Source organism: Roseivivax halotolerans, from assembly GCF_900115815.1.
GTDB lineage: Bacteria > Pseudomonadota > Alphaproteobacteria > Rhodobacterales > Rhodobacteraceae > Roseivivax > Roseivivax halotolerans.
The window spans coordinates 68,761-80,049 of record NZ_FOXV01000015.1 but is presented as its reverse complement, the minus strand read 5'-3'; the positions used below and the strand labels follow the sequence as shown (position 1 = coordinate 80,049).

Here is an 11,289-nt window from a genome sequence, read left to right as displayed (position 1 = left end):
ACTGGCAGAGAAATGATATCAACCAACCCGATCAGCAGGTGCAACGAGTAGCTTAAATTACGCCAGATCCTGTCCAACGATCGGGGAGTAGCTCAGAAAGCGGGGAAAAAGTGCACGCTGACCGGTCCCATGATGTGGCGGCTGCCGAAGTCACAGCAAGGCTGGGATCCACGGCCCGCGGTTGCGAAAGAGCTCTTCTCCATCATCGAGGCGGTGTTCTCGGCGGCTCTGACATTCACGGAAATCTTCATGCTCTTCGATGCACTTCAGATGCATCATGAACTGCTGGAGGTCGCTGAAAGGCAGCGCGTTGTCTCGACGATGCTTCTAGGGTGCCTTCCCGGATCTTACATGGTGTTTTCCATGCGCAAGTATTTCGTAGCTCGTACGCGCAGCGAAATCAGAAGGTTGGGCGTTCTGCAGATTGTCACGCCGTGACGAAAGCTCTCCCAGCGTGCAGAGGCGTGTCCTCACGACGTAGGCTTGGAAACCTTCTCACAAGCGAACGCCAGAGAGCTCCGTGGTGCCATGGAGGACTTCAAAACTGATGTCACAGCGAAGTCCGTCGGGAGAGAAGGTTCTGTTCATCGACCCTCCAAGCCGTTGCTCGACCAGGATCTCGATCAAGCGGCTGCCAAAACCAACATTGTCTGGCTTTGAAACGCTCGGTCCACCCGATTCCTTCCATGTCAGATTGACCCCCGTTCCATTGTCTTGAGCGCGTAGCGCCCAAGATACCGTAACATTGCCGGTATCGTTCGAAAGAGAGCCGTACTTCATCGCGTTGGTGACCATCTCGTGAACGATGATGCCCATGCCTCTGGCGGCTTGGCTGTCCATTGTGATGGGGTCGCCGGTGAATTCCAAACGGGCCGCATCGAGATCTAGGTAAACCTCGAACTGCTCCTTTATGATTTCCATCAGGTCGACTTTCTGATCGGGCGACTTGAAGATGCTGTCATGGGCTTTCGATATGGCTTGAAGGCGTCCAGAAAAGCTCTCCTTGAAGTCATCATAGCTCGACGATGAACGCATGGTGTTCGATGCGACGGATTGGATCGTCGCCATCATGTTCTTCACACGGTGATTGAGCTCGAAGACCAGCATGTCACGCGCACTCTCGGCCTCTTTCTGAGCAGAAATATCGTTGATCGTGGAAATGAAGCGCTCGATGGATCCGTCATCGTTGCGAACAGCTCCAACCGACAGGATCGCCCAGATTGTATGTCCGTGTTTGTGCACATACCGCTTTTCGATCACGTAATCGTCGATCTGGCCCTGGATAACCTTCTCTAGAAGCTGGAGATCCGCATCGAGATCATCTTGATGGGTGATGTCCTGGAAGGTGATCTGTTCCAGCTCTGCCGGCGTGTATCCAAGAATTTCAGAGAGTTTGTGATTGGCCCTTAGCCACGTGCCATCTCGTGCCACATGCGCGATCCCGACAGCGGCATTCTCGAAGGTTGATCGAAAAAGTTGTTCACTTTCACGGACCTCATTCTCGAGCGATCTGCGCTCGGAGAGGTCGTAGAAATAGCAGATGACACCATAGGTTCCGTCCGGCAGCAATGCGCGCTCGAGACGATAATCATAAGCTTCTTCTGCCCCAGTATCCGCTCGGATCCCCATCGCGTTTTTGACTTCGACAGGAGATCCTGAAACCAGGACATGGTAATAGTTCCCGATAATCTCTTTAGCAAAATCGTAGGGCCACATGTCACGAAGCAGAGAGTACATATCCCGACCAGTGACGTGATCCTCATCCGGGAACACAGCGCTGGCCCCTTTGCTCATCACTTTGACGCGGAGCTCTTTGTCGAAAAGCATGACACCGAAGGGAGAATTCCGAATAGCGCTTTCGAAGGCCTCCTGAGCTGCTTTCAACTGTCTCTCCGTCGCCTTGCGATCACTGATATCGATCGCGGACGGGACCAACGAGATCAACTCGCCGGTTTCAGCGTAGTGCGGAGCAATCTGAAAATCGATATCGATCGTCTTGCCGCCGGCCACACGCGCTGTCGCATCAAATCTCACGCGTTGGCCTTCCTGGGCCCGCAAAACCGCATCCTTTATGCGCCGCTTCTCAATGAGATCGTGACTGAACCAGAAGCTCTCATCCAACCGCCGCCCCAGTACATCGTTCAACGAGATGCCGGCGATCTCGAGAGCGGGCTCGTTGACGTCTAGGATACAACCCTGCGGGTCTAGAAGACCAACAAAGGAGATAACCTGGTCGAGCACTTCTCGAAAGGGGACATGAGTATGCATGGCACCTTGGGCGTTGTGTCCCACTGGCGAACTCCAGTGCTCTCCTCGGCCTCGGAGGCACTCAGGGAAGTTATGCGGTAAGGAGGCCGCCGCAGTTGGTGATATTCAGTATACAGTAAAGTGTCAGAGTAGCATAACTAACTTGCTCGATCTGTCCGGGAAACATTCCTTTGATTTTTCGCTGCTTAGTCGGTGCAATCGGACTGGCTAAGACCATTCGGTTTCGACGAGTGTGCTTCGAGCGCATGATCCATGTTTGATGAAGAGGCCTCACCGAATCAAGTGGACCAATTTCCCCCATCTGATCAGAGGCAAAGAATACTGGGGCCGGGCGCAGGATCGACCGTATCCCAAAGATCCTGATTTCCGTAAATCCGGCGGATCGTGGCGGAACCGCCTGGATCCTCTAGGTCAAGGACACCGGGTCCTTCTGCCTCAAACTCACAGGCGAAGGAATCCACGATGAGACGGTCATCACACTTCCGTTTCGATTGGATTGTTTTTCGGACGATCCTCAGCGATCAGTACCCGCCATGCGTTGCCATCGGGGTCGTCGAACTGGTCATTACGCATCGCCCAGAAGAATGCGCACAGCCCAACCAGCCCCATGCCGAGCGAAACGGGGATGAGCACAAGAAGGGAGGTCATGCTTCACGCGCGCCAATCGAGCGCCAGGCGTGCCAGGTGCCGTAGCCCAGCACCGGGAACACGACGACTAGGCCCAGCAGGCCTGTCCCTGCGGCGACCGCCATGCCGCCAGCGACGATGCCTCCCCAAGCAATGCAGGGGCGCAGATTGTGGTTGGTCATTGCGAAGCTGAGCCCAAGCGCTGTCAGCGCGTCGCGGCGTTCGACCAGAAGCATGGGCACAGCAAAGAGGCTGAGCGCAAAGGCAAAGGCGGCGAACAGGCCACCGATGGTTGATCCCACCAGCAGTAGGCCCCAGCCGCGCGGCGTGATGAATACGTTGGACAGCGCGTCGTCCGCTCCGGGCAGCGGTGCGAACCCGAAGAATAGCGCGTAAAGCAGGTCGGCAGCGCGCAGCCAGAATAGCACCAACAGCCCCAGCAGCAGCCCCGCGTAGGCCAACTGCCGTCCTGCGGCGGGGCGCACCAGCAGCATTTGGCGCAGCGTCGTCGTCTTACCTTCGGTGCGGCGTCTGGACAGCGTGTAAAGTCCGATGGCTAGGAACGGCCCCACTATCAGAAAGCCGGAGATGGCGGGTAGAGCGAGATAGAGGAGCCCCGAGGCCGCGAGCGCCCATAGCACTGCATAGGACAGCGCAACGAGAAAGCCGCCATAGGCCAAACTCGGTCCGGGGGCGGCCCGAAAATCCTGCCAGCCGGCGGCGAGCCAGTCGCGCGCGGTCCGAGCTGGCAGATCGCGCGCGAGCGTTGAGGCGGAGCGCTGTGGCGGACGAACGGAAGGAAGTGGCTCGAGCATGATCAAGGACCTTTCAGCAGGCGCGCTGCGCCGGTGTCGCGGCCGCGCTGTCGTTGACGGCCACGCAGGCGGTCTGCGAGGTAAATGCCGCTGTGACCATGGCGGCCTTGTAGGCGGCCAGCAGCGCGACAAGCGCGAGCGCGCCGCTGATGGCGAGGCTTTTCTGTGTCTGTGGCCTCATTGCGTGGCCTCCGCAGCAGAGCCCTCGGACGCCTGCGGGGTTTCGGTGCGGTCCACAGCGCCATCGTCCGGCAGGCGCGAGACATAAAGCGAAAGGGCGTTGATCTCGGCATCGCTCATCCGCTCGGACCAATAGGGCATCACGCCCTGTCGACCGTTCCTCAGCGAGACCATGACCGACTCCTCGTCCTGCCCGTAGATCACCGTATCATCCACCAGCGAAGGCGCTCCGTTCATCAGACCGCCCGCGCCACCTTCGCCGTGGCAGGCGACACAGTTTTCGGTGAAGAGGGTTGCCGCCTCGCTGTCCGGGTCGGCCTCGTCCGAAGGCATGGCGGCGACGTAACCCGACAAGGCAGACAGCTGGCCGTCTTCCATCCAGTCGAATGCCGGCATCTGTGCCCAGCGGGTGTCGGGGTGCGCGGCATTGATTCCCACTTGCAGGGTCACGGCGATGTCATCGGGCGCGCCGCCCCAAAGCCAGTAAGTGTCGTGAAGGACTGGATAGCCCGGCCCGCCACCGCCGGCGCGACCGTGGCAGGCCGAGCAGTTGTCCTGGTAGAGCCGGTCGGCCGCGGGCATGGCAAGACCCATCAGCTCGGGATCATTCGACAGCGCAGTAAAATCGGGGTCCTCGAACCGGCCAAGCCAGTCCGCGCGTAGTGTCGCGAGATCGCGCAGGCGTTCCTCGGCCACCTCTTGCTGGTCGAGGCCCAGAATACCGCGCGTGTAATCTCGCCCCAGCGGCCAGGCGGGCAGCAGAACCCAAGCGATGACGGAATAGGCCACTGTCAGCGCCAGCGCGACCAGCGCGACCTTCGGGAAGGGCGTGTTCAGTTCCTTGATGCCACCCCAGTCGTGACCGGTGGTGTCGTAGCCGGTGACCGGGTCGATCTCGCGGTTGCCGGTATGCGGATCAGCACCGGGAAGCTTCTTGGGATCGGTGCTCATGCGCGATCCTCCGCATCCGCGTCGGGCAGGATCGAGCGCGCGATCCGCTCCTGCTCGGGCTTCCTGCGCGGGTTGTAGGCGCGGATCAGCACTACGAAGAGGAAGCCCCCCATCCAGATCGGACCGACGACCTTAGCGATCAGAACAAGTGTTTCATGGCTCATTGCGCATCCTCCCCGAACATTTCGTGGGCGTCGTCGGTCAGGGTGCCCAGCGATTGCAGATAGGCCACCAGGGCGTCTAACTCGGTCAGGCGCGACGGGTCGCCATCGAAGGCGCGCACCGCGATGTCTTCGCCGTAGCGGTCGCGCACGCTATCGGCCCTATCCGAGTCCGGCTGGCTCTGCGCGCGTGCGTCCGCCATGGCGTTGTTGATCATCGCGTCGTCGTAGGGCACGCCAAGCCGCGCCAGCGCGGCGAGATTGTCCTCGATTAGGCCTGTGTCGAGATCGCGCGTCAACCAGGGATAGGCCGGCATGATCGACACTGGGATGACGCTGCGCGGGTCGATCAGGTGGGCGACGTGCCAGGCGTCGGAATACTTTTCACCCAACCGGGCGAGGTCCGGCCCGGTGCGCTTGGACCCCCAGAGCATCGGGTGGTCCCAGGCGCTTTCGGCAGCCAGCGAATAGGGGCCGTAGCGATCGAGCTCGTCAGCGAGGCTACGCACCATCTGGCTGTGGCAGGCGTAGCAGCCCTCACGGATGTAGATCTCGCGGCCCGCCAGTTCCAGCGGCGTGTGCGGGCGCATGTCGTCGGGGATCTCAACCGTCTCCTCGATGGTGAAGAGCGGCGCGATCTCGACGATCCCGCCGACCGAGGCCACCGCGATGATGGCGCCCACCAGCCCCATGGAGACCTTTTCGAGGTTGTAATGCAGCTTCAGCATGGGCTTACTCCGCCGGTTGGGTCGCAAGGGGACGGTCGGCTTCGTCCACCCGGTTGCCCGCGGCGCGCATCGTCGCCCGGCAATTCAGCGCACAGAGTAGCGCACCGGCGAGGAATAGGCCGCCGCCCAGCGTGCGGGCCGCGTAATATGGCAGCATCGCCTCGACCGACTCGATGAAGCTGTAGCTGAGCGCGCCGCCCTCGTCGTAGGCGCGCCACATCAGGCCTTGGGTGATGCCCGCGTTCCAGAGTGACACGACGTAGATCAGCGTCCCGGCGATCGCGAGCCAGAAGTGCCACTCGACCGCCTTGGGCCACGCCATGTCGTTTCGTCCCCAGAGCTTGGGCACCATGCTGTAGATCGCGCCGAAGACGATCATCGCCACCCAGCCCAGCGTGCCGGAATGGACATGGCCCACCGTCCAGTCTGTGTAATGCGACAGCGAGTTGACGGGTCGGATCGCCAGAAAAGATCCCTCGAAAGTGGACAGGCCGTAGAATACCGCGGCCACGAACATGAATCGCAGCACGGCGTCGTCGCGCACCTTGTGCCAAGCGCCGTTCAGCGTGGCGATGGCGTTGCCCGCCGAGGCCCAGGACGGAACCAGCAGCATCACCGAGAAGGTCATGCCCAGCGTCTGCACCCAGTAGGGCAGTGCCGTGTAGTGCAGGTGGTGCGAGCCTGCCCACATGTAGAAAAACACGATCCCCCAGAAGCTCAAGATAGACAGGCGATAGGACCAGATGGGGCGCTGCGCCCGTACCGGCAAGAAGTAGTAGAGCATGCCGAGGAACCCGGCTGTCAGGAAGAACGCCACCGCGTTGTGCCCGTACCACCACTGGATCATCGCATCTTGCACACCCGACCAGATGGTAAAGCTCTCGCCAGAACCCCAGGTCACTGGAAGCGCCAGGTTGTTGACGATGTGCAGCATCGCAACGACCAGGATGAAGGCCATGTAATACCAGTTGGCGACGTAGATATGCGGCTCGGCTCGTCGCGCGAGCGTGCGGATATAGACCACGAAATAGGTGACCCAGACCAGGACGAGCCACAGGTCGGCATACCATTCCGGTTCGGCATACTCCTTGGACTGGGTCTGTCCCATGACATAGCCCGTCGCGGCCCAGACGCAGAACAGGTTGAAGCCGATCAGCACGAACCAAGGGCTGACAGCATCCGCCAGCCGCGCGCGCGACGTGCGTTGCAGCACTTAGAAGGATGTCGCGATCAGCGCGTTGCCGCCAAAGCCGAAGATCACGCCCGAGGTATGCACAGGTCGCAGCCGCCCGTAGCTTGTCCAGGGCACGGCGGGGGTGGCCTCGGGCCAATACATCAGCGCCGCCAGCCAGACGCCCACGCCCATGCCGGCCACCGCCCAGATCAGCGTCATCACAATGCCGAAACGGGTGGGCGCGTCATAGTATTCCCGATGGCGAGACTTCGATGGCTCGGATTGATCGTAGAGCGCACCTCCGAGGTGAAAGACGAGCGCGATGCCCAGAACGAGGGCCATACAGCCATGCAGCGCCATCGGCCCGGTCTTGGCGACCGCCGCCATCGCCAGCCCCAGAATGGCCAGCCCTGCGGAAATCGCGATGCCGATCTGCCGTTCGATCGAGGTCAGGGTTGCCGTTACGGCCATTTGCGAAATCCTTTCGTTATGCCGGCATCGGTTCGAGAGCGATATCAGCGAGCGTTGCACGATCGAGGTCGGCAAGAAACGCCGACTCCGCTGACCGCAGGCGCGCCTTGAGTCGGCAGCGCCCGTCGAGCGGGCAGGCGCCGCCGTCGACGTTCAAGCATTCGACGAGCGGCTGCCCCTCTTCGAGCAGGCGCACAACGGAGCCGAGCCGGATCTCCGACGCCGGTCGGGCCAGCGAGGCGCCGCCGCCGCCGCCGCGGCGGGTCACGATCAGCTCGGCCTTTGCAAGGCGCTGCATGATCTTGGCCAGATGGTTGCGCGACAGCCCGAATTCGTCCGCCAGATCGACGGTCGAGAAGGCGCTGTCCGGCGCGCTCGCCATGCGCATCAGCATGCGCAGACCGTAGTCGGTGAAGGAGGTGAGGCGCATCGCCGCGAACGTCCCGGATGAATGAGTATTTACAATACCGATTACCAGACCTAGCCTCGAGGTCAACACCAGATCAGGAAATGACCATGACAATCGACGATCAACCGCCGCGCACTGCGTCGGCCCGGCCGGAGATGACAGCCGCCATCATGAATAAAACGGACCTCGACGAGGAAATCTTGCGCGACCTCGTTCATCGGTTCTATGCGAAGGTCCGCTGCGACACGATCCTCGGTCCGATCTTTGCCGCGCGTATCGAAAACTGGGGGCCGCACCTGGGGCGCATGGTGGCGTTCTGGTCCTCGGTCGCGCTGATGACCGGTCGCTACCATGGCCGCCCGGTGACCGCGCACACGCCGCTGCCGATCCACGGGGCTCATTTCGAACAATGGCTTGGACTTTTCCGCGAGACGGCGCACGAGGTCTGCACGCCCTGCGGAGCCGCGCATGTCATCGAACGCGCCGAACGCATTGCCCGCTCGCTGCAAATCGCGGTCGACGAGGCGCAGGCCGCCCCCGACGCCGTTCCTGCCCTGCGCTGACGAAAGGACCCCAATGACCGACGCCGCCCCGACCCACGCCGCCGCCGCGTGGACGCGCCAGTTGCCAAGAGCACGGCAATGAAGTTGTATAAAATCGAGAGTTTTCCACCGCACGATCCGGGCGGTCCGTCGGGCGACGCGCAACGCCAGACGAGTGGCACTTAAGACATCTCACATGAATACGAGATCGGCGGCAGCCCGGCCGGCATCGTATGCCAAAGCGGGCAATATCGACACTTTTTCGCGACCAACGCTACGCTGTCATTCAATCCATCGGCCACCATCACTACTCTGCGTCCTTCGGCTGAGTACTGTGTAGGGGTTATACGTTTGCTCTCATTGACCTGTTTGTTTGCCGAACCTTTCGATGTTCCGGAATTCTGGTTTATCTTCGCGTCTTGGTGGCTGCGATGATCCAGAAATATTCCGTAATGAAGACCTCAATTCTATCCCATGGGTGCTGACGCCAGACAGGCTAGATAAAGATGGTAGCTGCGAGGGCGGATGAATTTTTTAGCCCGGGAAACAGGGGCAATACCCGCATCACCCGTGGAAGTTTGACAGCAGTCAAGAAACCGAAGGACGATGCGCTCTACTGATCGCTTACTTAACAAGGGATAGCACCGTGACGGTTTCCACCGCGAGAACAACTGAGACTGCCGGAAAAGTCACGCTCTCAGCACCCTCGATCCGCTGCGGCGGATGCGTGGCTGGAATCGAGCGCGCGCTCGGGGCACTCCCTGAAGTCGTCAATGCTCGTGCCAATCTTACAATGCGCCGGATCATGGTCACGCCCGCCGAAGGCACGAGTAACCTGGGCGCTGTTTTTTCCGAGCTGGAGCGGATTGGACATCCTGCGACACTGATCGACGACGCCGATCTCTCCATGGAGACGGGCGACCGGACTGATCAGGCGCTGCTCCGGGCCGTCGCTGTGGCAGGGTTCGGCGCGATGAACGTCACGCTTCTGTCGGTAGCTGTCTGGTCTGGCGCCGGCGGGGCGACGCGGGAGACCTTTCATCTGATTTCCGCCCTTATCGCCGTGCCGGTCATCGCCTATGGCGGACGTTTTTTCTTCACATCGGCATGGACAGCCCTAAGCGGTGGCCGAATGAACATGGATGTACCGATCGCCCTCGCGATCGCGCTGGCCACCGCGCTCAGCCTCTTCGAGACAGTTCGCGGCGGCAGTGAGGTCTTCTTTGATGCGTCGGTTACGCTGACCTTTTTCCTTTTGATAGGCCGTTATCTCGACCATCGAATGCGCACCCGCGCCCGCAACGCGATGACCGGATTGTCGCGCCTGGCGGTACGGGAGGCTCGGCAAGTCCTGCCCTCCGGCAACGTCCGGACAATTTCGGTTGAGGCAATTGTGCCGGGCACGATATTGCGGATCCCGGCTGGTGAGCGAATCCCCGTCGATGTGGAAATTCTATCCGGTGAGACCGATCTCGACCGGGCCTTGGTGACGGGCGAGTCCGAACCGGTCGCGGTGGCTGCTGGATCCAAGGTCGAAGCCGGCGCCTTGAACTTAACTGGCTCGGTAGATGTCCGTGCGCGCCGTCCAGTCAGCGAGAGCTTTCTCGCTCGGATGATGCGGATGCTGGCAACTGCCGAAGCCGGTCGTGGGCGCTATGTGCGGATCGCTGATCGTGCCGCAGCGCTTTATGCCCCGCTGATCCACCTGTTGGCGCTAGCGACTTTCATAGGCTGGATGACAATGACCGGTGACTGGCAGCGCGCCGCCTTCGTGGCGATCAGCGTTCTGATTGTCACCTGTCCCTGCGCATTGGCGCTGGCTGTGCCCGTCGCCCATGTCGTGGCGGCAGGCCGTCTCATGGCGGAAGGAATTTTGATGAAAGATGGCTCGGCGTTGGAGCGACTGGCGGAAGTTGATCGTGTTGCTTGGGACAAGACTGGTACCTTGACGACCGGTATGTCGACGCTGAAGGACTTCCCGAGGCTGAATGCTGCCTCCGATACGGCGGTGGGAGCCCTCGCTACGCGTTCGTCGCACCCTTCCGCCCAATGCATTGCAACATACCTTTGTGCCTCGCATGTGACGCCTGAGGAGATCCGGGAGCATCCGGGCTTCGGAGTTGAAGGCGTGGTCCAAGGACGGCTTGCGCGGCTCGGGCGGGCCTCTTGGGTCGGCGAAATTGCGGCGCACTGGAGCGACGGTGATGGCCCGGCCTTTGCTTTTGACGGGGACAAGATGCAGCGGTTCCCCTTGGACGAAACGCCCCGCGTCGGTGCGGCAGAAGCTGTCGGAGAGTTGAGGCGGAGCGGTCTCCCAAGCGAGATCCTTTCCGGAGACTCAGAACGTGCCGTGGCGCGGCTCGCTAATCGGCTCGGGTTTGCTGAGGCGCGGTCTGAGATGGGCCCTGACGACAAGATCGCTCGTCTTGACACTCTGCGGAGTGAAGGACGCAGAGTTCTGATGGTGGGGGATGGACTGAATGACACCGCTGCGTTGGCCGCGGCGCATGTGTCGATGTCGCCCGCTTCGGCATCCGATGCCGGCCGCGCCGCCGCCGATCTCGTGTTCTTGCGTGATGACCTGAGTGCCGTTCCGCTGGCGTTGCGCGTCGCCCGACAGACCGCCCGGATCGTGCGGCAAAACTTCGGACTCGCAATTCTATACAACTGCATCGCCGTACCCTTGGCGATTGGCGGGGTCGTCACGCCATTGATTGCCGCCATTGCAATGTCAGCATCATCTGTTCTGGTGGTGGCAAATTCGCTTCGTTTAAATCGTAACGGGGCAGGGGAGCAGGAGCGGATTGCAACGTTCAAAGAGGTGTCCGCATGACGATCCTCTACCTATTGATCCCGGTCACCATCGTGTTGAGTGCCGTGGGTGGTGATCCAATCCGCAACGTTGGACCGCCCGATGACAGACTTTTCCGGCTTCGATCAGGGTGACAGGCTGGTTATGCCCT

The 11,289-nt window shown here is 60.9% G+C and carries 11 protein-coding genes and 1 pseudogene; 3 read left to right on the top strand and 9 right to left on the bottom strand.

Going from position 1 to position 11,289, the window contains the following annotated elements:
* The first annotated feature begins 129 nt into the window (after positions 1–129).
* Positions 130–438 carry a hypothetical protein gene (locus BM171_RS16505; protein WP_093015029.1) on the top strand — a complete coding sequence of 103 codons (309 nt, stop codon included), beginning with the start codon at positions 130–132 and terminating at the stop codon, positions 436–438.
* Positions 439–495: 57 nt separating this feature from the next.
* Here BM171_RS16505 and BM171_RS16500 read toward each other — a convergent pair whose 3' ends face one another.
* The 9 genes and pseudogenes from BM171_RS16500 to BM171_RS16465 form a co-directional block, all read right to left on the bottom strand.
* Positions 496–2,292 (bottom strand): sensor histidine kinase, encoded by a 1,797-nt coding sequence (locus BM171_RS16500; protein WP_139218728.1) that lies wholly within the window; start codon positions 2,290–2,292, stop codon positions 496–498.
* A gap of 450 nt (positions 2,293–2,742) precedes the next feature.
* A complete protein-coding gene (ccoS, locus tag BM171_RS16495; RefSeq protein ID WP_093015024.1) occupies positions 2,743–2,916 on the bottom strand; it encodes a cbb3-type cytochrome oxidase assembly protein CcoS in 174 nt (57 codons plus the stop codon).
* Positions 2,913–3,710, bottom strand: coding sequence for a DUF2189 domain-containing protein (locus tag BM171_RS16490; RefSeq protein WP_093015021.1), 798 nt, complete (start codon positions 3,708–3,710; stop codon positions 2,913–2,915). The genes ccoS and BM171_RS16490 overlap by 4 nt, the downstream gene beginning before the upstream one ends.
* Positions 3,711–3,723: 13 nt before the next feature.
* Positions 3,724–3,891, bottom strand: a complete 168-nt coding sequence (locus tag BM171_RS19020; protein ID WP_175497607.1) for a hypothetical protein — start codon at positions 3,889–3,891, stop codon at positions 3,724–3,726.
* A complete protein-coding gene (ccoP, locus tag BM171_RS16485; protein WP_093015018.1) occupies positions 3,888–4,841 on the bottom strand; it encodes a cytochrome-c oxidase, cbb3-type subunit III in 954 nt (317 codons plus the stop codon). Before ccoP ends, BM171_RS19020 begins: the two co-directional genes overlap by 4 nt.
* Entirely contained in the window at positions 4,838–5,005 is a 168-nt protein-coding gene (locus tag BM171_RS16480) for a cbb3-type cytochrome oxidase subunit 3 (protein WP_093015015.1), read from the bottom strand. Before BM171_RS16480 ends, ccoP begins: the two co-directional genes overlap by 4 nt.
* Entirely contained in the window at positions 5,002–5,730 is a 729-nt protein-coding gene (gene ccoO / locus BM171_RS16475; protein WP_093015012.1) for a cytochrome-c oxidase, cbb3-type subunit II, read from the bottom strand. The genes BM171_RS16480 and ccoO overlap by 4 nt, the downstream gene beginning before the upstream one ends.
* 4 nt (positions 5,731–5,734) lie before the next feature.
* Positions 5,735–7,375 (bottom strand): annotated as a pseudogene (ccoN, locus tag BM171_RS16470) (cytochrome-c oxidase, cbb3-type subunit I).
* Between the two features lie 16 nt (positions 7,376–7,391).
* Positions 7,392–7,805, bottom strand: coding sequence for an RrF2 family transcriptional regulator (locus BM171_RS16465; protein WP_093015009.1), 414 nt, complete (start codon positions 7,803–7,805; stop codon positions 7,392–7,394).
* A 149-nt stretch (positions 7,806–7,954) separates the two neighbouring features.
* On the opposite strand from BM171_RS16465, the gene BM171_RS16460 reads away from it, so the two are divergent.
* Both BM171_RS16460 and BM171_RS16455 read left to right on the top strand, forming a co-directional pair.
* A complete protein-coding gene (locus BM171_RS16460) occupies positions 7,955–8,347 on the top strand; it encodes a group III truncated hemoglobin (RefSeq protein WP_245760304.1) in 393 nt (130 codons plus the stop codon).
* A 625-nt stretch (positions 8,348–8,972) separates the two neighbouring features.
* A complete protein-coding gene (locus BM171_RS16455; RefSeq protein ID WP_139218727.1) occupies positions 8,973–11,159 on the top strand; it encodes a heavy metal translocating P-type ATPase in 2,187 nt (728 codons plus the stop codon).
* Positions 11,160–11,289 lie beyond the last annotated feature (130 nt).

Excerpts from the sequence above, each read along its gene's own strand:
- BM171_RS16505 (WP_093015029.1), top strand. The coding sequence starts at position 130 with ATGATGTGGCGGCTGCCGAAGTCACAGCAAGGCTGGGATCCACGGCCC.
- ccoS (WP_093015024.1), bottom strand. The coding sequence starts at position 2,916 with ATGACCTCCCTTCTTGTGCTCATCCCCGTTTCGCTCGGCATGGGGCTG.
- BM171_RS16490 (WP_093015021.1), bottom strand. The coding sequence starts at position 3,710 with ATGCTCGAGCCACTTCCTTCCGTTCGTCCGCCACAGCGCTCCGCCTCA.
- BM171_RS19020 (WP_175497607.1), bottom strand. The coding sequence starts at position 3,891 with ATGAGGCCACAGACACAGAAAAGCCTCGCCATCAGCGGCGCGCTCGCG.
- ccoP (WP_093015018.1), bottom strand. The coding sequence starts at position 4,841 with ATGAGCACCGATCCCAAGAAGCTTCCCGGTGCTGATCCGCATACCGGC.
- BM171_RS16480 (WP_093015015.1), bottom strand. The coding sequence starts at position 5,005 with ATGAGCCATGAAACACTTGTTCTGATCGCTAAGGTCGTCGGTCCGATC.
- ccoO (WP_093015012.1), bottom strand. The coding sequence starts at position 5,730 with ATGCTGAAGCTGCATTACAACCTCGAAAAGGTCTCCATGGGGCTGGTG.
- BM171_RS16465 (WP_093015009.1), bottom strand. The coding sequence starts at position 7,805 with ATGCGCCTCACCTCCTTCACCGACTACGGTCTGCGCATGCTGATGCGC.
- BM171_RS16460 (WP_245760304.1), top strand. The coding sequence starts at position 7,955 with ATGAATAAAACGGACCTCGACGAGGAAATCTTGCGCGACCTCGTTCAT.